Here is a 23,581-nt window from a genome sequence, read left to right as displayed (position 1 = left end):
ATAAGAGAAAGTATGTTGAAAATAGAGCCCATTACCCCTCACATCGGTGCACGCATTCACGGATTGGATCTTGCGACCTGCAGTGCAGGTGAACTCGAGGAGGTGTATCAAGCGCTTATTGACTATCAAGTGATCTTTCTCGACGGGCAGGCTTTGTCTCCGGAACAACACTTGATGATTGCAGAACGCTTTGGAACGTTAGAACCTGCACATCCTTTCTTCCCTCGTGTGGAGAGTGCGCCTCAGGTGAGCGTGATTGAAACAACCCGAGGCAATGCGCCAATGGAAAGTTATTGGCATACGGATCTAACGTGGCGAAAATTACCATCGAAAGCTTCTATGTTGCATGCTCAGCATGTGCCCAATGTGGGAGGGGACACGATTTGGTGTTCGATGACTGCTGTGTTTGATTCGTTAGATGAAGGTATGAAAGCAAAGTTGCGGGGCTTATCGGCGACTCATTCGCTGGTGGCGTTTGAAGGCATAGAGTCGGAGCAAATTGAGCTTGATTGGCATAAGTCGTTAATCAAAACGGCTCAAGAAAATCCGCCAGTGGTTCACTCTGTTGTTCAAATTCATCCTGAAACAGGTAAAGAAACGCTTTATATCAATGAACAGTTTACGCGTTATATCAATAAGCTCGACCGCCAAGAGAGCGACGTGTTACTCAGCCAACTATTTGAAATTGCTCGACGTCCAGAGTTTCAGGTGCGCTTCAAGTGGGAGAAGGGAGCGATGGCGATATGGGATAACAGGGTCACTCAACATTATGCAGTGATCGATTATGGCGATACACCGCGGAAAATGCATCGAGTAACAGTGACATAACGGTATGCTGAACACCGTTATCAAAGGAACACCGTGCATCCCCATCCCTTGAACCAAACTCTCGTGCTTAAATTAAGTGTCAGCAAGGTGCATCATTCGTCTGAGCCTAATAATAAAAACAAATGCGTTGGTTATTTGATTGAAACCTCACTGCTCGGAGGTGATGTGTAATATAATCGGCGCCAATATATAAGTATAAAAACTAAACCATAGAATTAATAAACGTTAGGGCTTAGAGAACAAAGTATTTCGTATGAACGCGATTCGTAAAGTTTATCAATACGCAGAACCGAATCTCACCCTTGTGGGTTGGATGGGCTTTGTCGGCTTTCCAATTTACTACATTGTGTGGGAGTTTTTGTTTCCGCAACCCTACGAAAACTTAGCGCTTCGCCTGTTTTGCTCGGTGTTGTTCTTTGGGATTATATTTCGCAATCGTGTCCCATTTGAATGGCGAAAATATCTTCCGGCTTATTATCAAGTCGCTGTAACTATCTGTTTGCCAGGTTTCTTCTTCTACATGCTGCTAATGAATAATTGGTCCAACGTTTGGGTTATGTCATTCATGTCGGCTATTTTCCTCCATATTTTATTAGTGCACGTGACGAGAGTGATGTTTGCACAAACCTTTGCCGGTATTGGGATTGCTACGTTGTGTGCTTGGATTGCACAAGGCTTCTACCTCGAACTCACAATGGATTGGACGCATGTGCCAATCTTTTTGTTTATCTACTTATTCGGCAACTTGTTCTACTTCCGCAATCAGGTGGAACATGAAAACAAGGTGTCATTGGCGAAGTCTTTTGGTGCAGGTATCGCCCATGAGATGCGAAACCCTCTAAGCGGTTTACTTACCTCTATTGATGTCATGCAGTCCATATTGCCGAACCCTAAAAGTGGCGATCAAAAAGGGCAATATGCGTTAAGCAATGAGGAAGTGATTCAGCTACGTGAAGTGGGCGATGAAGCGATGGAGATCATTCATTCCGGCAACGAAACGATTGATCTGTTACTGACTTCAATTGATGAAAACCGCGTCTCTCGCTCTACGTTTAAGAAGCATTCAGCGCAAGCGGTGGTTGAGGATGCGATAGACAGCTTCAATTACAAACGTACTGCTGATAAGTCAGCAATCTCCTTGGATGTGCAGAGTAACTTTGAGTTCTTGGGCAGCGACACCTTGCTGAAATACGTCATGTATAACCTGTTCAAGAATGCGTTCCATCATCGTAGCCCTGAAGATTTCCATATTCATGTCACCATGTTCAGTGATGAAGTGACGAACCAAGTTATGGTGACGGATAACGGGTCTGGTATTTCGAGCGATATCATTCGTCGTATTTTCCAAGATTTTTACACCACAGGCCAGTCGGGTAATTACGGGCTGGGTTTACCATTTTGTAAGAAGGTCATGCGTTCGTTTGGTGGTGAGATTACATGCCAGTCTGAAGTGGAACAATGGACACAGTTTACGATGACGTTCCCATCTTTGGCTTCAAATACAGTGAAAGAGATCAAGAGTGAGCTCACTAAGCTGAAGACCGTATTAATGGTGAGCGACCAGAAGATTCTGACCAGTAAAATGACCGAGATATCGCGTTTTATGGGCTTTGAACTTGCCGTCTTAGATGTCGCATCTGCGCTTAAGAACAAGGAGTATCAGTTCGAATTCGATCTGATCTTTGTTGATATGGAGAGCTTGGATTTAAGAGCCAATTGCCTCGATAGGATTGAATCGTTACTTTCGTTTACTGAGGCGCGAATCATTTACTTGTATGAGCGTCATCCTATCAAGCATGTACGTAACATCTCTTTCGAGCCTATTTGGGTGGAAACACAAGTCTGGCTACTGAATACTAAAGCGACCATTGACCGTTTACTGTTTGACTCCAACTACGTGATGACATCGGTTGCTGTAAAACCGCTAGAGGCCACCACTAAACGTACGATTATGGTGGTCGATGACAATGAATCTCTACGCCGATTTACGGCAATGTTATTGGAAAAACAGGGCTTTGATGTTGTGCAGAAAGAAGACGGACAACAAGCCTTAGATGCGCTTGATACCGACGACATCGACTTGATCCTAATGGATATTGAAATGCCAATCATGGACGGTGTTGAAGCTTCTCGCCGAATTCGAAGTGCCGACAAAGAATACTCTTCGGTGCCGATTATTGCTCACACGGGTGACAGTTCTCCCGTTACCTTGGAAAAGATGGAATCGTCAGGCATGTCGGACTTTATTGTTAAACCGGCGGACAAAAACCGACTATTCGATAAAATTGCTCACTGGATTTAATGGATGTAATAGTCTGAAGTTCACGGGAATTGGGTAGACATAGATTCAAGAAAGAGCTCAGCGAATTGCTGGGCTCTTTTTGTATTGCGACATGATAGCGTCCATTCAGTCCTGCCGTTGGTGTTAGTTATAAATATGGTTCGAACAAGGTTACACGAACTCTAACTCGGGGTGATGATACGCTTCGTGACAAACGGTGAGCACATGGTCAATGTCTCTTGGCGTCATGTCGGCATTCACTGAAAAACGGATGATGTTTTTGTTCTTGCCAGTAGCCGGGCGGCAGAATACCGCACCGAACACATCACGCTGTTCTAGGAAGTCACGCACACGTTCAGTGTTCCTTTCATTGCCGCACTCTAGCGCTATAATTTGAGACTCACTGCGGATGTTAAAGCCAATTCGCTTTAGCCCCGTAGTCAGCGACTTAGCCCGATTGAATAAGGCTTCTCGTTTGCCTTCCGCACCTTTGATCACCTCCAACGTTTTCTCCAAACGAACCACCTCTTGTGGTAATACCGTTGAGCTAAAAATCGCAGGGTACGCCACAAACGGCAAGGTTCTAGACAATTGTTTAGGACCAAGGATTGCCCCGGCGCGATAAGCAAAGGTTTTTGCCAAGCTAACAGTGATAAAGTCGACTTGGTTGGTGAGCCCCAATGCTTGCACTAAGCCTGCACCATTTTCCCCATGTGTACCCAGTGAATGCGATTCATCAACGACAACGGCACAATCAAACTCCTGCGCCATTTCGTAGATGTCGCGTAGTGGGGCGATGGTCCCAATGGTGCTGTAAACCGAATCGACCACAATAACGCCTGAGCCGTGGCGCTCTAGCTGTTTGCGCAGGTGATTCATATTGTTATGCATAAATGGGTGGGCGAGGGCGCCTGCAGCGCGAATGCCTTCCCAAAGCGACATGTGTGCAAAGAAGTCAATGTACACCGGTGTGCTCGGTGGGCAGATGGTTTGCAATAGCCCAATATTAGCAGCCCAGCCAGACTGAGAAAGCAAACAGCTCTCCATTCCGACATAGTTCGCGAGCTCAGTTTCGAACGCAGGTTTAGACTGCTCATCTTGTAAGAAAATGGCAGACATCACTACGTTGTCATCGTGTTCACTGATCGCCGCTTGGTGAGCTTGTTGGATCTGTTTGTTGTGTGACAGCGCTAGGTAATCATTGCTCTGCATCACAACGGCACTGCGCTGAGGGCGTTTACCCAATACCAAATGCTTTTGGCTTTGGTTCTGGGTAATCAGGTCTTGAATATAGAAGTTCAAGCGCTCTTCGATAAAGGAAGGTAGTGGTTTGTTTTTTGTTTTATCACTCATAATAGTTCTCTTCAAATACAGGAAAACGCCAGCGCTGACGGCTGTATATTGACGATAAAAAGTGATGTGTCATTAGCCAAGTTGCATAAATTTGTGGGTGCTTGCAAACTCAGCATTTAAGGGTTTTGAGGCGAGTGGGTTTCCTTACGGTTCGGGGCTTTAACCGAATCAAGATAGGAATAATAGCCTTCTTTTTTATGACAAAAGGCTATTAAAATTCGACGATTGAAAGGCTTTTAAAAAAGCTGATTTGAAAGGTTAGGGGGTGTTAACTGTGAATGTGGATAAGCTCAATTAAGGCATCCAATTGCTGCTTGGCTTCACCCTCTAACGAATACCCAATATTGATGCGTAAGCAATTACTGTAAAGGTCGAGAGTGCTGAACAGGTGTCCAAGCCTAATATCAATGTTCTTCTCGGTAATGCCCTGAGCAAAGGCTGACTGGTTCAAGCTTGGGATTTGCAGCCAAAGCACCATGCCACCTTGTGGGTTACTTATCTTCACATCTTGAGGAAGGTGCTGAGACAAATAACTTAGGTATTGCTGGCGCAAAGACAAGATCTGAGAGCATCTTCTCCTCACGTGCTTTGCGTATTGGCCAGATTCAATAAAGTCAGCAACCGCAAGTTGAGTAGGCAGGGCAATGCCGTAGCTCGCAGCAGAGAACTGAGCCTTATACTCGTTGATAAACCTGCCCGGCAAACACCATCCCAAACGGTAACTCGGTGACAAACTTTTCGATACTGATCCACACCATAAGACATAGCCGCCTTTGTCGTAGTATTTCGCGGGGAGTGGCGTGTGTGAGGAATAAGAAAGCTCCAGATACACATCATCTTCAATGATCGGCACTCGATAGTGATTCGCTAATTCAGCCAGTTTCTGCTTTTGAGTGGCTGACATGTTGATCCCTTGAGGGTTCATATGAGAGGTACAAAAGATCGCGGCATCCACTCGTTTATTCTTCAAATGCGCTTCCAGTTGTTGCAAGTCGACACCATCATCTAGAGACGGGATCTCGATGATTTTTCGCGACATTTGTCCGAGCAATTCCAGAATACCGTTGAAACATGGCGAGCTAATAGCGATGGTGTCGCCTTCTTTAGTGCAAGATTCAAGTGCGGCCTTAATCGCAGACATACAGCCAGCCGTAATCACCATCTCTTCAGGTGAAAAGTGCACATCGAGCTTGGCAAAATGAGTGGATAATGCCTGTCGTAAAATCGGCTCACCTTGTGTATCAGGATAATGGTTGAGTCTGTTGCCCATGCGTTTGATAGCGCGGCGGAAACTACGTTCCAGTTCTACAATCGATTGTTCATCATTGGTGGTGCTAGACACCCCTAAAGGCCCGTTGATTGAGTTGTGAGTCGATGAGGTTTGCCTAACGCTCGACACCTTACTCTCAAACTGTGCCCACTCTGGGGTTGAGTGAGCAGGTTTATGAGGAGAAACAAAATACCCTGCTTGCGGTCGAGAATGAATCCAGCCTTGTGATTCCAGTTCTTGGTAACAGCTTACCACGGTCGACATGCTGATGGCTTGTTGCTTGGCCAATTGACGTAGCGAAGGCATGCGTCCGCCTTCCGGTCTTTTGCCTGTTTCTATCTCATCGATAAACTGATTGGCTAGCTTTCTGTAGATACTCATTGTCACGACCGTTATTAACTGTACTGGTTTTTATTGTGAAAATTGTATCTGTACTGGTTTTTTTGTTCAAGGGATACTCATTCAAAACAAGGGAGGGGTGACTATGAAAAGAAATGATTTATTGTTAGCGGTATTCGTCATGGCAATTTGGGGATTCAATTTCTCGATGATCAAAATGGGTGTGACCAACGTTCATCCATTATTAGCCACTGCAGCGCGTTTTTCGCTCGCGGTGGTTCCAGTAATATTTTTTGTGGCGAGACCTAATGTCGCTTGGCGTTACTTAGTTAGTTATGGCTTTGTGTTTGGTGTGGGTATCTGGGGGATGGCTTCATGGTCGATCACCGCTGGGTTATCTTCTGGGCTTTCATCGGTATTACTGTCAACCAACGTATTAATCGGCATGGCGGTTGGCGTGTGGGTGTTCAAGGAGAGTGCTTCTGTTCGTAAGTTAATGGGTGCGATGCTAGCTATGTGTGCGTTGGCGGTATTGGTATCTGCAGCAACGGGCAATGTCACCGTTAATGGCGTGATCTTGATTATGATTGCGGCGTGCAGTTGGACCTTAATGGGCGTGATTGTTAAGGCATCTAAAACCACTCAAGCTTTTGCGTTCAATGTTTGGGGGATGCTGTTTGCTCCGGTACCATTAGTGTTATTTGCAGTGATGTTACACGGTGACCAAATTATTTGGCAGGGTATCAAACAATGGGATTGGAGCACGACGATTGCGGTACTGTTTCAGGCTTACCCAACCACGCTATTTGGATACTGGGTATGGAATAAGCTGCTAATCCAATATCCGTTAAGCACGACGGCACCGTTAACCTTGCTAGTACCTATCTTCGCATTGATCAGTGGTTACTTTATGTATGACGAGGTACTGTCTGTGGCTCAGGTTGTTGCATCAATACTGTTTCTTGTCGGGATTGGCCTGATTGTGAAACCTGCGAAAACAGCGAATACCAAAGCGACACAAATACTTGCGGAACAAAAGTGATTGAAGAAAACTGATGTTGCATAAGCACCTTTCAATGACAAATAAGACCTCGCACTTGTGAGGTCTTATTCTATGTATTGAATTTGCTTAAAGTTATCTTATGTAAGGCGGTCAAGTTATCTGGAGAAATTTGTCAGTAATTGTTATGTTATATCATATCAAAAATAGGGCAAGTAGATTTCTCGACATTTGGACATCGATATCATGGATAAAATTAAACAAGTCTTGCTGGTTGCGGGAACACACGGCAATGAACTCTCAGGTATTTACCTAAACAAGCTGATCAAAGAGGGCATGTATGGGGCTGATCGTTCAACGTTCGCTGCGACTTCTGTTATCGCAAATCCGAAAGCGGTAGAACAGAATGTACGATACCTAGATATAGACCTAAACCGTCAGTTTGTTGTTGGTGATGAAGAAAGCGGATCTGACTTAGCTGAACAGGCGGTCGCGCGTCAGTTTGCCGAAAGGGATGCAAATCGAGAGCAACAATTGATCGTTGATTTACACAACACGACCAGCAATATGGGGGCGACATTAATCTTGCTGTCAAATGATGCTTTCTACCAAAAAATGGGCGCGTATGTGAAGCAACGTATGCCGGAAGCCAATATTCTTTTTGAAGACAGAAAACCGTGGGATGAGCAGCCATACCTGTGCACGGCAGGTGATCGCGGCGTCATGATTGAAGTAGGGGCTCAAGCGCATGGGTCACTCAAGTTCGACACTCTCAAACTGATGAAGCAAATGCTGACCTTGGTTCTTGATTACGTTGAGAACCATAACCTTAACAAAGTTAAAGCGTTACAAGATTACAGTGCTTTTTTCTATGTTGAAGAGGTGAATGTGCCACTTGGTCCAGATGGTATGCGAGTCGCTACGGTACACCCAGCGATTTGTGGCAGAGATTTCGAAGCCGTGAAGCAAGGTGAGCCGTTGTTAGCGACTTTTTTTGGTTATGATATCTATTGGGAGCGCGAACAAGATATCTATCCACATTTCATTAATGAGAGCGCTTACGCTAAAGTGAACATTGCGATGGCCTTGGCAGAGAAGCGTCTAGTTTCTGTAGGCTAAGAATTTTTCTAGGAGCTGATAAGACTGCTAATCCATAACCAGCAAATAAGCCCACTAGCTTTGGTATACAAGGTTAGTGGGCTTATTTCTTTCTATGACTTAAGCGATCATGCACTCAAGTAACTGGCTCTCTAGCACGTCATCTATTTCTAGACCGATCACTTCTATTCTGGTTTCGATACACTCATCGAGTTCTGATTCCGTCAAGCCATCCTCTGTTAAGTTGTACCCGAAAATACCACTTTGAGTAATGAATACCGCTTTCATCCGCTCAGCTTTCAATCCAACTAAAAAGTGTCTCAAACGTTGGTGGTCAAACAGTTTCTCTGCAGAGAATCGCCAACCAACGCTTTCAAAACCTTCACCTTGGTTAGTCGCTTTGATCATGCCGCTTTCTGGCATTGGTAATTCTGAAGCGAGCGGCTTGTCTTGCTGGTGATGATGATGGTTGTGGTGCGCTTGTTGACCAAAGAAGTTTGTATCTCCTTCGAACTCTTCAAAAGGGATTTTTCCATGGTGAGCGAAGACTAGCTTGGTATTCGGGTGACAAATCTCAGTCACGTATTCAGCCAGTTTCTCTGCGTCGCCATCTTGGTATAGGTCGACTTTGTTACCAACTACGGTATCGGCAATGGTAATTTGCTGATTGAAGGTATCGTGATCTGCATAGCGAGAATCAGAGAGCTTCCGTGCATCGACTAAGGTAACGTTTTTCTGCAGTGATAGTACTTTACGGTAATGTTCAGAGGACAAAACTTGTAGTACTTCTTTAGGATGGCCAAGCCCTGTTGGTTCGATTAACAAACGATCTGGTTTGGCTTCGGTAAGCAGTTGATTAAGCGCGATTTGCATCGGTAAACCTGCCGCACAACACATGCAACCACCGGGTACTTCACGAATGAACACTTGTTGTGCGGTCTGGTTGCCTTGAATCAAGCTACCATCAACGCCGATTTCTCCAAACTCATTAACTAGCACAGCCCAGCGCTCATTTTCTGGTTTGTTCTTCATCAGGTTGAGAATCGCAGAGGTTTTTCCCACCCCAAGGAACCCAGTAATAATGTTAGTTGGAATGCCTAACATAGGTGACTTATCAGAGCTCATTAGCAATTCTCCTATAGCCTTGAACTAAGGTGTGGTTGGCTGATACCACAGACTCTGAAAATGCGGAGTATTCAGGCGGTACTTTGGAGATGCTATTTAAGTCAAACCCTGAGCCTATATTGGTCATTGGTGGGACATGGAAGTTTTCCGGTAAATCGAGGCCATCTACCACACAGTTGTGGCGAATGACGCAACCTTTGCCAATCACAGCATTGAATACCACCGAGTTGAAGCCAATAAAGACATCGTCACAAACTTCACATGGCCCATGAATGATAGAGCGGTGAGCGATAGAAGAGCGTTCTCCAATGGTCACCGCTGCTCCTGCTTTTGAGTGTATGACGACACCATCTTGAATATTGGTATCGCGCTTAATCACGATTGCTTCCATGTCACCTTGTTCGTTAACCTCGTCGGCACGAATGACGGCGTAGGGGCCGATAAACACGTTATCTTCAATGATGACTTTCCCGCAGATGATAGCGGTCGGGTCAATGAAGGTGGTTTCCGACACGTTCGGCATATGGCCGCTAGGGTTTCTTCTTAACATATTGAGCTCTTTTATTTTTTTAGTGCCGCTGGGCCTACCGTTATAAGTGGCCAGCGATTTATTCCGTTGTTTAGATGGTGGTCTGTTTTTCTTAGTCGAGGCTCTAACGTTCAAAAGAGAGCCTCATTGCCGGTGTTGGCTGAGTGCTTTGTTTGACGCTGTCTTGAGTCTTTTGATCTGCGAATGCCTCAGGATGGCTATACACTCTGGATCCATTTACCCATGTGTGCTTTACCTGAGCGGAGAACTCATGCCCTGAAAATGGTGACCATATACATTGGTATAAGCTGTTTTCATCGCTGACTAAGGTTGGTGCTTGCGAGTCAACCAAGACTAAATCGGCGTAGTAACCTTCGCGAATAAAGCCTCGTTCACGTATTGCATAGCGCAGTGCTGGGTTGTGAGCCGTTTTCTCTACAACCTGAGTCATCGTCATTCTTCCTGATTTCACATGGTCAAACAGCGTCAACAAAGCATGCTGGACTAAAGGTAAACCTGCGGGTGCTTGTTCATAGGGAACCTGTTTTTCTTCCCATGTATGAGGCGCGTGATCCGTCGCAATAATGTCGATTTTTCCCGAATTCAGAGCCGCTATTAGCGCGTCACGATCACTCGGATATTTGATGGCAGGGTTACACTTAATTTGATTGCCCAACGCTGCGTAGTCTTGGTTGCTAAACCAAAGGTGGTGGACACAAGCTTCAGCCGTAATGTGCTTGTTTTGAATGGGGCCTGTTTCAAACAGTGCGAGTTCTTTCTCAGTCGTGATGTGCAGTACATGAAGTTGACTGCTGTACTTTTTGGCTAGCTCTACTGCGTATGACGAAGAGGCGTAGCAAGCATTGGCGTCTCGCAGCGTGGGGTGGTCTTCAATCGTGAATTCGGCTTTCTCTTCTCTCAGTTTTTCTTGGTTTTGGACAATGACGGGGCCGCTTTCACAATGGGTAACGATAAGTACGGGAGAGTCGCGGAATATAGCATCTAGCGCTTGAGGATCTTCCACCAATAGGTTGCCAGTGGAAGCGCCCATAAACACCTTCACCCCACAATGATTCTTAGGGTCGAGTTGTTTGATTTGTTCAAGGTTGTCTTCGGTCGCACCAAGGTAAAATGAATAATTTGCCAGTGAGCTTTGTGCTGCAATATCAAACTTTCGTTCTAATGCTTCAATGGTGGTGGTCGCCGGGTTTACGTTCGGCATTTCCATATAACTCGTAATGCCGCCAGCAACTGCAGCTCGTGATTCGGTGGCTATTGAGCCTTTGTGAGTGAGGCCGGGTTCGCGAAAATGGACTTGATCGTCAATCATCCCTGGAAGGAGATAGCACCCTTGAGCGTCAATAATCTCATCGTCTGGTTTTGGTTCAATGTTATTGGCGATTCTTTCTATTCGCTGGTTAATGATCAATAGATCCGATTCGGCAATGATGCCTTCATTGACCAAGCGGGCATTCTTGATGAGTGTTGCAGACATAGCGGTTCATTCTTCCTTTTTGATTAGTGCTAATGCTGGGGGAGTGTTTAATAAAATATCGTTACGGTTACGTCTATGCTTTTTAGAGCTTAGAGCTTAGAGCTTAGAGCTTATGTATCGACGCATTCATCACATACGCAGCTAATCTCTAACTGTGGGCTTGTTACAGTAAAGCCTTCTTGCTTTGCATGAGATTGAAGATCGCGAATGATGGAAGGGGCGATGGTTTGCTCGCTGATTTTGTCGCACTTAGAGCAAATCAAAAATTGCGGGATGCCGTGCTCATGATCGCAAAGGATATGGTCGCAAAGTATGTACTTATTAGAGACTTGCAGTTTGTGTGCTAAGTGCTGCTCTTCAAGAAATTCCAACACTCGATAAACTGACATCGCTTGAACGTGCTGGTCAAAGTGTTCCTTACAGTATTCAACGAGTTCATACGCAGACAGAGCTTTGTCGGCATGAACCAGCGCACGCAGTATCAACAGTCTTTTAGCGGTAAACTGTTTTCCGTTTGTTTTACAGCCTTGTTTTACGTGCTCGATGATCGCTTCGATGTCTCTCATTCAATCCACAAAATTAGTGATAATGTGGATATGTTATAACATAACAACTAGCTATAAGAAACGAACTTTTAATTAAAGAACCTCTTAGGTGGGCTCTCTCTTTCCAAGCTTACTTTGTAGATGAATAATAGCCGTTTATTGCCCATCATTTGCATGTTGTACCAAAGAAGCTTTCTTATAATGATTGGATTACTGATTAAACTCCCAAAAGAACATGGGTTGTTATAAGCGAATTCGAATTAAATTCTGAAATGATACAAATCTCATATTTAATAACGTTTATTTAGTGACCTCTGTTGAGTCCAATATCAAATCAAGTGGCTGATTTTATTGGGTATCGGAGAAAAGTCTCAAAAATTAATATTCGGATCGCTTAAGTTTTAAATTCTGAACTAATCTATTTTTGTGGAGTATAGTTCTATTCTGTGGCTGTTGAGTAGATGGTTTTTAGCTATATATGTGAAATTTGAAGCGACTTATCTTTCTGATTTGAAAGAATAATTAAATAGTTAAGATAAAAAAGTTGGCGAAAATCAGAAGCTTGGCATACACTTTCCTTGTAAATGACCTTATCTCATTGATTGAATAGGGTAAATGCTTTGGCGCTACTGACGATAGTAGCAATGTTTAACATAGCTTTGAGGAAAGTTTTATGGCACTCACGAAGGCCGATTTGGCTGAGAACCTGTTTGAGACACTCGGATACAGCAAGCGGGATGCCAAGGAAACGGTTGAAGTGTTTTTCGAAGAAGTTCGTAAAGCACTCGAAAATGGCGAACAGGTAAAACTGTCTGGTTTTGGTAATTTTGATCTTCGCGAGAAAAACGAGCGACCTGGTCGTAACCCGAAAACTGGTGAAGACATTCCAATTTCTGCTCGACGTGTTGTTACTTTCAGACCGGGACAAAAACTAAAGGCCCGAGTTGAAAATATTAAAATCGAGAAGTAGCCAAGCAATAGACCACGCCTAGCGTGGTCTTTTTGTTTTTGGTCTGGCAATTATTGTTGTGCCTCTCTTTAAGTCTTTTATCATCTCGCAACCTCGCAACCTCGCAACCTCGCAACCTCGCAACCTCGCAACCTCGCAACCTCGTAATCTCGCGCATTCTATATCGTACGTATTTCCATACATCGACACCCGTCTTTAGTTATTACCCATACATTTAAAATGGACAGCTAACCAGTATTTATTCAGGTTTTTTCATGTGTTTTATGAATCTGTTCAGTTAAATTGAACAGTGGTTAAATCTAATTGAATTTAAATCATCCGAGTGATTTGCTGTAATGTGCTCAATAAGCAGCTAGTTAATCTATTTTGTTGATCTAAATCTAAGGAGAAGCTTTGCGTAAGTCCGCTTTAGCTTTGATGTTACTCTTTTTATCGACTGTCGCTCCGGCAGCTGAGTACCAGCAACTCGCCAATATGTGCATTGCTTGTCATGGCAGTAACAACGACACCTCGTTTCCCTCTATCCCCAACCTTAAGTGGCAAAACCAAGTCTACCTTACTGAGCAACTGACTGACTTTAAAAGTGGTAAGCGTGAGGACAAAACGATGTCCAAAGTCGCGCAATTATTGTCAGAAGAAGACATCAAGAAGTTAGCTAATTACTTTTACCAACTGAATAAAACAGGGGCACCGCAATGAGTTTAGATAGAAGACAGTTCCTTAAAGCCGCGCTTTCAGCAACCGCAGTATCTGCATTGCCAGTGTCGTGGGTATTTGCCGCGAATCGTCCTGAAGGTTTAGCTGCATTGGATATCAATGCATTAACGTGGGCAAAAGCAGAAGATCTACCGGATTACTACACCGTTTTAAATACCAACCCTTTGAATGCGTATCCGCCAGAAAGTATGCTTGCGCCTGCTGTGACACCTGCAGATGTTCCCTTTGTTCGTTGGAATGGCTTGATGCCTGATTTTACGGAGATGGACCCTGACACTTGGACCTTCGAAGTGAAAGGGGAATCGGTAAAACAAAGCAAAACCTACACGATAGCCGAGCTCAAATCTAAGTTTAAACATCACACACAAAGCCTTGTGTTGGAGTGTGGTGGTAACAGTCGTAACAACTTTTATCCAAGCACCAAAGGTAATCAATGGAACAATGCTGGTGTCTATTGTTCGCAGTGGACAGGGGTGTTGTTGAGCGATGTGCTCAAAGACTGTGGCATTAAAGATGATGCGGTTTACGTTGGTAACCATGGCTTTGATAAACACTTGAGTGGTAAAGGTGAGGCGATTTCACGTGGTGTTCCTATTGCAGCTGCAATGAACGATAACGCCTTGATTGCATGGGAAATGAATGGCGAGCCGATCCCTTATCTCCATGGTTATCCGCTACGAACGGTATTTGGCGGTCGACCGGCTTCTGTTTCTCAGAAATGCACAACAGGCATCAGTATTCGAAATAAGATTCATGATGGCCACAAGATGGCGGCTCCTGCTTATCAAGTGCCTAAGAACCCAATCGCTCCGGGTGAGAAAGTGGATAACAAAGATTTCCGAATCATTGAAGAGATGATTGTGAAGTCGCTGATTACTTCTCCAAAAAGCGGAACTGAGTTTCCCCTTGGTAAAAAGATTAAAGTCAGTGGTCATGCTTGGGCTGGGCTAAGAACCGTTGAGAGGCTGCAAGTGAGTTACGATTACGGTACCACTTGGCAGGATGCAAAGCTGAATAAGCCAGTAAACAAAGGCGCGTGGCAACAATGGGAAGCCGATCTAGACCTTCCTATGACAGGTTATTATGAGATTTGGGCGAAGGCGACCGATAGCGAAGGTGATTGCCAGCCAGTCGTGCAACCGCAATGGAATCCTAAAGGTTACCTGTTTAATGGTTGCCACCGTATCGCAGTAAGAGTGTCGTGATGCTGTCTATTTCCAATAAGCCTATTGATGGCAGTTCTAAACTTACCAATTTGGTTGATGGTCACTCATTTCATGCAAACTCAACTCCTGCCAGTAAGCGCAGTTACCGTAAAGGTATAATAAGAGCGGCATTGGTGTGTAGCTTATTAACGTCGATGCTCGTTCATGCTGAAGACATTCCTGAGAATCCAAAAGAGTACTACGGTGTAGATAAAGCATCGGGTCTGATTATGGCACCCGGTTGGGAGACCGTGAAAGGGCAATGTAACGCTTGCCATACCAGCTTAATCGTTGCTCAGAACAGCGGTAACAGAGAACAATGGCGTGAAACTATTCAGTGGATGGTCGATACTCAAGGGCTGTGGGATCTGTCTGATACTTGGGACCCAGTACTGGATTACCTCAGTACCTATTATCAAGACAAAGGCATCGATATGAACAAGTATCGTCGTAAGCCTATTGATAGCGCCTTGATGCCACCTATGCCGGGAGAGAGCCAGTGATCATTAAACGATTAAAGCGGGCCTCTCTTGCAAATGGAATTGTTGCGAATGGAGCTGTTGTTAATAGAGCTATCGCGATAGCCGCTGTATCAGTAGTTTTGTCGCTGTCGGCGTGTACTGATGAACAGTCGAGCCCTGAAGATAAAGTTGCCTCGCGAGTCGAATCATTAGGAATAAAGTCGGAACCAGCGCCGAAGCTTGAAGTGGAAGCTAAAACTGAGGTTGAAGCTAGTGTCGATAGCAAGGTAATCACCGAGGGTTACATACCTAACCTAGTCGCAGGTGAAAAGTTGGTTCAGAATCTATGTAGCCAGTGTCATGGCGACAAAATCATTCCCTTCGTACAATCTTATCCAAACATCAAAGGTCAGAAAGCTGGGTATATTCTTAAACAGCTGCGTGATTTTAAAAGTGATGAACGCCAAGATTTGTACATGCAGTCGGTGGTCAAACACCTTTCGGATAAAGACTTGCAAGACGTAGCTGCATTCTATGGCACGTTGAAGCCATTGGACTTATATAACCGCACTAAAGAGTATTATCACCAGTAGGTGGGGCTTTCTCGGGATACTGGCTAAGTTGGTTTCTAAGAGGTTGGATAAGCAAAATAATTGATAAAAGAAAGGGCTGCGATTATGCAGCCCTTTGTCGTTCTTGTTTATGATAATTGCTTAGTCAGTGATTAAGCCGCTTTAATGTGCGTTGTAATGTACGGTTGCCATGCTTGTTGGTAAAGCTCTAAAGATTGGCGTCTTAGGCTATTGATTTGTGCCGCTTCGATATCGTTGATTGGGCGATGTTCAGCAATTGCGTGACGCTCAATACCTTGGATAATTTCGTACAGCTCGTGTTCAGGGCCACTTTTCACATCAGCAATCGCTTTTAAGTGAAGTTGAACCTCTGCAATGATGTTGGTTTTAGGTAAACGAACCAACAAGTTAAGGTCACGGTAGCCAGAGTCAGCTGGTGATTTAAACTTGTTTTTCAGCTTAACAACGTCTGCTTCACGGCTTAGCGCTTCGTAAACTTCAACCAAGCTCTCGACATCGTTCGCGATGATAGTTGCGCGGGCTAAGTCGGTAATTTTTGTTACGTCACCATCAAGCTCAAGGGCGATTTTTTCTTCTGCACGAGCTTGAGATTTAACGCCGGCAAATAGTGCTTCAGAATTGGTGAGTAGGGCAGTACTTTTACAGATAGTTTCTAGTTCAGCTTGGCCTTGATGCGCTTTGCTGTACAGAATATCGAAGTCGGTATAAGGCTGAGTCGGGCGTGAGTCGAATGCTTTTATGCCATACAAGCCGCTTAGGCTATGGCGGAATACATTTGATGAAACTTGGTTTTGCGATGACGCGGTGCGTGATTGATCAGTTGAACTTGTTGAAACAGGTGCTGCTGCGAATGCAGGCGCTCGGCTCAATACTAGAAGCATTAGGGCCGTCGTACGGAGAAATACACTCATTCAAACTCCAAAATACAAGGTTACAAAAAACGGGTAGTCAAAAGGGGTAACCAGTAACGCATAAGAGTAAAAACAGCTTAACTAAACTCACTACATATTAAATGGGGCTAGCTAAGACAGAAACCAACTCTAACGTTTAATATTGCTTTAAAATGTGAAGATATAGACAAATAATCCAAGCGTTAGTTCCGCAATTATCAGAACTTTGAACTAAGCCAGTTTCTGATTCTGCCGAAACCAATTTGGTACTTTAAACCAAGCTAAGGTTGCTCTTACCTCTCTATACTGTACCCTTGCATTATGACTGTTTAACATGAACGAAAGATGAATAATCCTGAATTTTGGCACAATAAATGGGCAGCCAACCAAATTGGTTTCCACCTCGAAGATGTAAACCCACTTCTGATTAAATTTTGGGAAAAGACTGAGACTAGCTACGAGCAGAGTGTGTTTGTTCCACTTTGTGGCAAAAGTGAAGATCTGATTTGGCTAGCTTCAAAGCATGAAGATGTTCAAGGTGTCGAGTTAAGCCAGATTGCGGTTCGCGCATTTTTTGCAGAGCACCTGTACACGCCGACTGTGACTCAAATTAGCGGTCAGCATGAGCTGTATCAATTCGATGAGCTGAACATCTATACAGGCGATTACTTCACAGCTCCAATCCAGCCTGTTGATACCATTTATGATCGCGCGTCTTTAGTCGCACTGCCTGAAGAGATGCGAGTGCAGTACGTAGAGCGTTTAAAACAACTGCTGAAACCGGGTGGAAAGATCCTTCTGGTAACTCTGGATTATGACCAAAGCGAGATGCCAGGACCTCCGTTTAGCGTACCTAAACTAGAGATCGATCAGTTGTTCGCAGGATACAAAATCACGTTGTTGAATCAAGATATAGCGGACGATGAACATCCGAAGATTGCTAAGAAAGGCTTGTCTCGATTCAGTGAAGAAGTGTATTTGATTGAGTCAGACGCTTAAGTCAGTGAGCTTTCAAGCGAAAAGACTGCTTCAATAAAATGAGAACACCAACAAAAAGACGGGCTCAATGGCCCGTCTTTTTTATTGTTCAGGTTTGAAGTCGCGATTGTTCAGAGTTGAATAGCTAGCTAGTAAATCACTTTTACTTTAGATGCACTTTCAATGGCATCTTCAATTGCTGTCTCTGTACTGTTGCGACGAGTAAGCGCCACACCTAGGCGACGGCGACCATCGATATCAGGCTTACCAAACAAGCGAACTTGAGTTTGTGGTGCGTCTAGCGCCTCTGTAAGACCTTCAAAACGAATGTTGGTTGAAGTGCCTTGGCCCAGAATAACCGCTGAAGCACATGGGCCGTATTGCGTGATTGATTTGATTGGCATACCAGTAAACGCGCGTACGTGCAGTGCGAATTCCGATGAGTCTTGAGACATTAATGTCACTAAGCCAGTATCGTGTGGGCGAGGGGATACTTCGTTGAAGATAACGTGATCGCCTTTAACAAACAGCTCGACGCCAAAGATACCGTGACCACCTAGTGCGTTAACCACTTGTTCAGCCGTGTATTGCGCGGCTTTAAGTGCGTTGTCTGACATCACTTGTGGCTGCCATGATTCGCGGTAATCACCGTCTTCTTGGCGGTGACCGATAGGTGCACAGAAGTGAACGCCATCAACAGCGCGAACGGTTAGAAGGGTGATCTCGTAATCGAAATCAATAAAGCCTTCAACGATAACGCGACCTGCGCCAGTACGACCGCCTTCTTGTGCGTAGTCCCAAGACTTCTGAATATCTTCTTCTGTTTTGATAACGCTTTGACCTTTACCTGAAGAGCTCATTACTGGCTTAACAACGCAAGGCATACCCACGAACTCAACAGCGGCTGAGAAATCTTCAAAGGTATCTGCAAAGCGGTAAGGAGAAGTGCTCAGTTTCAGCTCTTCTGCGGCTAGGCGACGGATACCTTCTCGGTTCATCGTTAGCTTGGTTGCATTCGCAGTTGGAACGACATTTAAGCCTTGCGCTTCTAGCTCTACCAACTTGCTGGTGGCAATAGCTTCAATTTCAGGAACCACATAATCTGGCTTTTCTAGTTCAATGATCGCTTGAAGTGCATCGCCGTCTAACATGTCTAATACATGGCTACGATGCGCAACTTGCATCGCTGGTGCGTCTGCATAACGGTCACAAGCAATAACTTCCAAACCTAAACGTTGGCACTCGATAGCAACTTCTTTGCCGAGTTCACCTGAACCTAATAGAAGTACACGAGTAGCATTTTCACGAGTAGCAGTACCAAACATAGAAATTCCTTCCGATCTTTTGAACGATTGATTGAAAACGGGGAGATCATACTTATTTTAATGATAAAAGCAAACGTTTGCGCAAGCTGTTGCGTTAATTGCAGGGATAAAAAAAGCAGCCCTGTTAAATAGGGCTGCTTATTTAAATTTTTGTTAATTAGATGTACTTAGATTGCTAAGTAAGTCACTGGAATGTCTGGATTAATCGCTTCTAATGTAGATTGCGTATCCGCTAGGTGACTGATGCTACCTTCTGCGATTTCAACCAAAGCAGCACTTTCAATTTGTTCAAAATCGAAGCCAGCCAGTTTAAGTTGAATCAACGCCACTTGCAGAGGGGGTAGGCTCGGGTTAAACGCGGCATTTTCTGCATAAGCACCCGTGAAGATCTCACCTGACGTCAGTTGTAGTGAAACACCACTTAGGTTTTTGGTGTAAGGAGCATGGCTGCGGTTTAGTGCTGCTAGCGCTTCTACAACAATAGGCGTTGTTTCTTCGGTCGTATACTTATGATCAAGCTTCGTCATTAGGCCAGTTTTGACACCTAAATCAGCAGGGCCGAATGAGTCTGGCAGGTACTCTTGCAGAGACATTTCATCACGTTGTGGAAGCTGAACTTTAAGTTCTTTTGCTGTTGTCAGTTCGTTCATGAATTGACGACAGTGACCACAAGGACTGAAGTTGATCGTGATATCTGAGATACCTTGTTCGCCTTTCATCCAAGCATGGCTGATTGCAGATTGCTCTGCGTGTACTGTTTGGCCAAGTTGAGCACCAGCGATTTCAAGGTTTGCACCAAAATACAGAGTGCCAGACAAACCGCGCACGATTGCACCAACATAAAAGTCAGATAACGGAGCATAAGAATACGCTGCGGCAAAAGGAAGTAGTGCAATACGTAGCTCGTCATCCGCTAAACCACTTGCTTGTAGTAAGCTAGCAAATTGTTCTGGAGACAATGTCGCGTCAAAGTTGTCTGCTAATACGATGTCACTCAAAAGTGCTTTGATTGCTGTTGGAGCACTTTCCAGCGCCAGGGTAATACGACTGTTCATGTTGAATCCTTAATTGACCTTAGGCTTTAAGTTTATGCATTGCTCAGGAATTTTCTGTGATAAAGATCACTATTGAATTGTTGTTGTTACATTGGTTTGCATAATTAGAGTGAGGTCACACTTGAAATCGATTACAAGAGCCATTTATACAGCTGATATCGCACTTAGTGCTCGTAAAAGACCGTGATTTGACTGCTATTACTGAGTAAATGCGATAAAAAAGCCCAAGCCAACACTGAGATAATCAGAGTTCTGCTTGGGCTACTTGTCATACTTTAGAACCGTTAGCCAAATCTATTAGGTAACCAATGAACGAGCAACGTTTAAACTGTAATAAAAATGGTTAAGAGTAGAACCAAACTACAAGCGAAAATATGCTCGGTGCGATGATTGAGGTAATGACGCCGCAAAGTACAAGAGCCAAAGAACTGAATGCTGCATCTTCCTGATTCTTTTCAGCACAGGTTGCAGTGCCTAAAGCGTGAGACACGGTACCCATGGTTAAACCACGGGCGATAGGGCTCTTAATACCAATGAGATTGTAGATTGGATAAGCAAAAATTGCCCCAAACAGACCAACAATCAATACCAGTATTGCCGCAATCGCTGCTTCACCACCTAAATGGCTTGATACTTCCATCGCAATTGGCGTGGTGACTGATTTGCCTAACAAACTCGCGATCAAAGTTAAGTCCGCTTTAAAAGCCACTGCGATTAATGCCGTTGTTGTCATCGACATTACACTGCCTAACGTGCAAGCAAAGGTGATGATGCGCCAGTTGGCTCTGATTTGAGGTAGCTGTTCATAAAGCGGGTAAGCAAGTGCAACAACCGCAGGCTGAAGCATGTAGGTAATCCAGGTGTTGTCAGCATAGTAAGTCTCAAACGGTACTTTGAAGAACGTGAGAATCGGAATGATGATACCAATGCTGATAAGCAGGGGGTTACACAGCGGCGAGTTTACTTTTTGGCTTACCCAGCGAGCAAACAGGAATACCACGATGGTGAGTAGAATCCACATGATCAGTTACCTCTCGAAAGCAAGCGGTCTAAGAACCATGATAAGGACACCAACACCAGTAATGTGCCACCAACGGCGCTCGCCATAATTGGCAATGCGTTCGCGATGAGCATGTCGAAGTGATCCATCAACCCAACACTGATCGGAACAAACAGTAAGATCATTAGGCGGATAATCAAGCTTGCACCGGGCTGTACCCAGTGCGAAGGAACAATACCAATCACCATGGCGGCAAACAGAATCAACATGCCAAAAATACTGCCTGGGATTGAGGTATCCAAAAAGTGTTGTAACGCGTTACCTGCTGTAAGTGCACCTATGATTAAGGTGAAGGAGATTAAGCAGTAAACCAGTTGGATCAATCTTTCTTTCAAAGTGTTACGTCTCTTGATAATGGAATTAGCTAGCTAACTTTTCTACGTACTGATAAACCGCCTTCAAGATAGCCATTTTCTTCTCGTCGCTTTCATGTTCGTGTGCGAGGTTTTCAAGGTTCAGCATGTACTCTTCTAAACGGCCCTCATAAAACTCACGACAATGGTTCGCCCATTTCAGTTGCTCGGCTTCGTCGAGCGTCCATGGGAAGTTACGCGCACGGTAACGGAACAGTAACGGTTTAATACGTTCGTCACTGAAGGTGATATCCAAAGCTGCCAAGTTGTTCGGGTCAGTTTCGCGAATGATGTTCATCGCTGTTTTATCAGCAGGTGAAAAGAAACCGTCGTAAAGGTGTGTATCAACATCATCACTCTTTTCGTACTCGCGCTCTTGTGAGTACAGCCCGATCAGTTTTTCGCGGATCTCTGGGTGTTCACGAAGCAGTGCTAGGTTCTTCAAGCATTGTTGGCGATCGATACCGATGGTTTCGGCATTTTCAGCCGTCAGTGTTTTGGCTGGCGCAAGAATAGGGCACTTGTTCAGTTGAACTAATTTGATTGGTACGGGTAGCTCGTCTTCACCAAGTTCACTACGTTTGGTGTAGAGCCTGTCTCTGAGTTCATCAGCATCCAGTTCTAATAACGGGCTTGGATCTTTAGCTAAATCAACCACGATAACGGCATTCTGATTGGTTGGGTGCCACGCCATAGGCACAATCCAACTAGTGTAGTTGCAGTCTCGACCAAACATGCCTGAAACGTGCATCAATGGTGTCATGTTTACGATATCGACTAGGTCATTCAGCTTACGCTTATGACGCATGTTGTAAAGGTAATCGAACATCTTAGGTTGTGCTGCTTTCAGCTTCTTCGCTAACTCGATGGTCGCAATAACATCGGCCATTGCATCGTGCGCGTTCTCGTGTTCAATGCCGTTTGCCACAGATAGGTGTTCCAGTTTGAAGCTTGGATAACCTTCTTCGTTCTCTGGCCAAACAATGCCTTCAGGACGCAGTGCGTGAACAGCGCGCATTACATCCAGTAGATCCCAACGTGAGTTGCCGTTCTGCCAGCTCCACGCATATGGGTCAATGAAGTTTCGGTAACAGGTGTAACGCGTTACTTCGTCATCGAATCGAATACTGTTGTAGCCAAGGCTTGTGGTGTTTGGTTTGGCTAACTCAGCATGGATCTTAGCAATAAACTCCGGCTCAGGAAGACCTTGTGAAGCCGCTTTCTGTGGTGTGATGCGTGTGATTAGTGCTGCTTCAGGCGCAGGGAGGTAATCAGCAGGAGGTTGGCAATAGATAACCAGAGGCTCTCCAATAACGTTAAAGTCTTGGTCGGTACGAACTCCCGCAAATTGACTCGGACGGTCTTTTGCTGGGCTAACGCCCCAAGTTTCGTAATCGAAAAAGAAGTAGGTCGGCTGATTATCTGAACTCATTGAATTTCCTGAACAGCAAGCGCGGAACGTTTACTGTGGCTGAAGGTTAGTTTTGTTCAGTATCTGATAGTATGCGGTACGCGCGCAACCCAGATCACAAATAAATTGCCGGAAAACGGTGCTTTACTATTCAATCGAGTCGGTGGGGAAGGTTTTGAATCCAATTGTGGCTTTTCTATAGTCACGATTCTGCCTGTTTACCTTTTTTCTATCTATCTTTTCACCTTAACTGTTGTAAGGCGATGAGTCGGGTTTTTGGTTTGTCGCGAATGAGTTTGTTTTCTACTCTAAAGCTGTGTGATTAGAAACACGCTCGTTGTTTTTTGACAGGTGGTTAATCTGCTGTACCTGTGGCTAATCCGCTGTGCTTGTGTCTAATGCAATGCAGGTGTTTAAACCGTAGCGCAGATGTTTCAACCGCTTCATTTACCGGTCTAGGCTCTGTCCAAAGAGGCTTTGTTGCGTAATTAAATTTAGAGATAGAGCCACCCCGTTTCGCGTATTCCTTAGTCAATACGACAAGTTTCAGGCATACCTAACCCAGTAAGCTTGTTCAACGCTTTTATCATCGCGTAAGTTTCACCCACCTGTGCATTGTAATTTCTTAAGCTCAGTTGCCCTCCTAGCAACTGTTTAACTCGATACATCGCTGTTTCTGAGAGTGAACGTTTGTGGTATC

22 protein-coding genes and 1 pseudogene are annotated in these 23,581 nt (G+C 44.7%); 10 read left to right on the top strand and 13 right to left on the bottom strand.

The genetic code is table 11. The annotated features are described in order from the left end of the window. Nucleotides 1–12 precede the first annotated feature (12 nt). Both ATB74_RS17115 and ATB74_RS17110 read left to right on the top strand, forming a co-directional pair. Nucleotides 13–828 (top strand): TauD/TfdA dioxygenase family protein, encoded by an 816-nt coding sequence (locus tag ATB74_RS17115; protein ID WP_061019228.1) that lies wholly within the window; start codon nt 13–15, stop codon nt 826–828. Nucleotides 829–1,081: 253 nt separating this feature from the next. Beyond that, nucleotides 1,082–3,130, top strand: coding sequence for an ATP-binding response regulator (locus tag ATB74_RS17110; RefSeq protein WP_061019227.1), 2,049 nt, complete (start codon nt 1,082–1,084; stop codon nt 3,128–3,130). Nucleotides 3,131–3,280: 150 nt separating this feature from the next. Here ATB74_RS17110 and cqsA read toward each other — a convergent pair whose 3' ends face one another. Next, nucleotides 3,281–4,462, bottom strand: a complete 1,182-nt coding sequence (cqsA, locus tag ATB74_RS17105; RefSeq protein WP_061019226.1) for an alpha-hydroxyketone-type quorum-sensing autoinducer synthase — start codon at nt 4,460–4,462, stop codon at nt 3,281–3,283. Nucleotides 4,463–4,730: 268 nt separating this feature from the next. Further along, nucleotides 4,731–6,113 carry a PLP-dependent aminotransferase family protein gene (locus tag ATB74_RS17100; protein WP_061019225.1) on the bottom strand — a complete coding sequence of 461 codons (1,383 nt, stop codon included), beginning with the start codon at nt 6,111–6,113 and terminating at the stop codon, nt 4,731–4,733. Nucleotides 6,114–6,216: 103 nt separating this feature from the next. Here ATB74_RS17100 and ATB74_RS17095 point away from each other — a divergent pair, with 103 nt between their 5' ends. Next, nucleotides 6,217–7,113 (top strand): EamA family transporter, encoded by an 897-nt coding sequence (locus ATB74_RS17095; protein WP_061019224.1) that lies wholly within the window; start codon nt 6,217–6,219, stop codon nt 7,111–7,113. Between the two features lie 204 nt (nt 7,114–7,317). Further along, nucleotides 7,318–8,190: an aspartoacylase gene (locus ATB74_RS17090; protein ID WP_061019223.1), complete on the top strand. Its 873-nt coding sequence runs from the start codon at nt 7,318–7,320 to the stop codon at nt 8,188–8,190. Nucleotides 8,191–8,289: 99 nt separating this feature from the next. Here ATB74_RS17090 and ATB74_RS17085 read toward each other — a convergent pair whose 3' ends face one another. The 4 genes from ATB74_RS17085 to ATB74_RS17070 all read right to left on the bottom strand — a co-directional run bounded on the left by ATB74_RS17085 (nt 8,290) and on the right by ATB74_RS17070 (nt 11,884). Beyond that, the gene (locus ATB74_RS17085; protein ID WP_061019222.1) at nt 8,290–9,294 is read right to left on the bottom strand and encodes a CobW family GTP-binding protein; all 1,005 of its coding nucleotides are present in this window, start codon (nt 9,292–9,294) and stop codon (nt 8,290–8,292) included. Further along, nucleotides 9,284–9,844 (bottom strand): carbonate dehydratase, encoded by a 561-nt coding sequence (locus tag ATB74_RS17080; protein ID WP_061019221.1) that lies wholly within the window; start codon nt 9,842–9,844, stop codon nt 9,284–9,286. The genes ATB74_RS17085 and ATB74_RS17080 overlap by 11 nt, the downstream gene beginning before the upstream one ends. Before the next feature lie 103 nt (nt 9,845–9,947). After that, the gene (locus ATB74_RS17075) at nt 9,948–11,318 is read right to left on the bottom strand and encodes a dihydroorotase (RefSeq protein WP_061019220.1); all 1,371 of its coding nucleotides are present in this window, start codon (nt 11,316–11,318) and stop codon (nt 9,948–9,950) included. A 110-nt stretch (nt 11,319–11,428) separates the two neighbouring features. Then, a complete protein-coding gene (locus tag ATB74_RS17070; protein ID WP_060981830.1) occupies nt 11,429–11,884 on the bottom strand; it encodes a Fur family transcriptional regulator in 456 nt (151 codons plus the stop codon). 652 nt (nt 11,885–12,536) lie between these two features. Here ATB74_RS17070 and ihfA point away from each other — a divergent pair. The 5 genes from ihfA (at nt 12,537) to ATB74_RS17045 (ending at nt 15,809) form a co-directional block, all read left to right on the top strand. Next, entirely contained in the window at nt 12,537–12,833 is a 297-nt protein-coding gene (ihfA, locus tag ATB74_RS17065; RefSeq protein WP_004734853.1) for an integration host factor subunit alpha, read from the top strand. 393 nt (nt 12,834–13,226) lie between these two features. Further along, nucleotides 13,227–13,532 carry a c-type cytochrome gene (locus ATB74_RS17060; protein WP_060981831.1) on the top strand — a complete coding sequence of 102 codons (306 nt, stop codon included), beginning with the start codon at nt 13,227–13,229 and terminating at the stop codon, nt 13,530–13,532. Then, nucleotides 13,529–14,755 (top strand): molybdopterin-dependent oxidoreductase, encoded by a 1,227-nt coding sequence (locus ATB74_RS17055; protein WP_061019219.1) that lies wholly within the window; start codon nt 13,529–13,531, stop codon nt 14,753–14,755. Before ATB74_RS17060 ends, ATB74_RS17055 begins: the two co-directional genes overlap by 4 nt. Beyond that, the gene (locus ATB74_RS17050) at nt 14,755–15,258 is read left to right on the top strand and encodes a hypothetical protein (protein WP_061019218.1); all 504 of its coding nucleotides are present in this window, start codon (nt 14,755–14,757) and stop codon (nt 15,256–15,258) included. Before ATB74_RS17055 ends, ATB74_RS17050 begins: the two co-directional genes overlap by 1 nt. Then, on the top strand, nt 15,255–15,809 hold the full coding sequence (locus ATB74_RS17045; protein ID WP_060981833.1) for a c-type cytochrome: 555 nt from the start codon (nt 15,255–15,257) through the stop codon (nt 15,807–15,809). Before ATB74_RS17050 ends, ATB74_RS17045 begins: the two co-directional genes overlap by 4 nt. A gap of 131 nt (nt 15,810–15,940) precedes the next feature. Here the strand turns inward: ATB74_RS17045 and ATB74_RS17040 are convergent, their stop codons facing one another. After that, entirely contained in the window at nt 15,941–16,720 is a 780-nt protein-coding gene (locus tag ATB74_RS17040; protein ID WP_012604146.1) for a RelA/SpoT domain-containing protein, read from the bottom strand. A 324-nt stretch (nt 16,721–17,044) separates the two neighbouring features. On the opposite strand from ATB74_RS17040, the gene ATB74_RS17035 reads away from it, so the two are divergent. Further along, nucleotides 17,045–17,698 carry a thiopurine S-methyltransferase gene (locus tag ATB74_RS17035; protein WP_061019217.1) on the top strand — a complete coding sequence of 218 codons (654 nt, stop codon included), beginning with the start codon at nt 17,045–17,047 and terminating at the stop codon, nt 17,696–17,698. Nucleotides 17,699–17,826: 128 nt separating this feature from the next. Here ATB74_RS17035 and purT read toward each other — a convergent pair whose 3' ends face one another. The 6 genes and pseudogenes from purT to ATB74_RS17005 all read right to left on the bottom strand — a co-directional run. After that, nucleotides 17,827–19,002, bottom strand: coding sequence for a formate-dependent phosphoribosylglycinamide formyltransferase (gene purT / locus ATB74_RS17030; RefSeq protein WP_017059132.1), 1,176 nt, complete (start codon nt 19,000–19,002; stop codon nt 17,827–17,829). A 167-nt stretch (nt 19,003–19,169) separates the two neighbouring features. After that, nucleotides 19,170–20,057 (bottom strand): cytidine deaminase, encoded by an 888-nt coding sequence (gene cdd / locus ATB74_RS17025; protein WP_060981837.1) that lies wholly within the window; start codon nt 20,055–20,057, stop codon nt 19,170–19,172. A gap of 343 nt (nt 20,058–20,400) precedes the next feature. Further along, nucleotides 20,401–21,078, bottom strand: coding sequence for an LrgB family protein (locus ATB74_RS17020; protein ID WP_004734865.1), 678 nt, complete (start codon nt 21,076–21,078; stop codon nt 20,401–20,403). 2 nt (nt 21,079–21,080) lie between these two features. Then, on the bottom strand, nt 21,081–21,452 hold the full coding sequence (locus ATB74_RS17015) for a CidA/LrgA family protein (protein WP_004734867.1): 372 nt from the start codon (nt 21,450–21,452) through the stop codon (nt 21,081–21,083). Between the two features lie 25 nt (nt 21,453–21,477). Further along, a complete protein-coding gene (sbcB, locus tag ATB74_RS17010; protein WP_061019216.1) occupies nt 21,478–22,902 on the bottom strand; it encodes an exodeoxyribonuclease I in 1,425 nt (474 codons plus the stop codon). A gap of 506 nt (nt 22,903–23,408) precedes the next feature. Further along, nucleotides 23,409–23,581: pseudogene (locus ATB74_RS17005) on the bottom strand (IS5/IS1182 family transposase); the annotation flags it as partial.

The organism is Vibrio splendidus (assembly GCF_001557875.1).
Classification (GTDB): Bacteria; Pseudomonadota; Gammaproteobacteria; order Enterobacterales; family Vibrionaceae; genus Vibrio; species Vibrio splendidus_F.
This window is presented reverse-complemented; position numbering and strand designations above follow the sequence as displayed.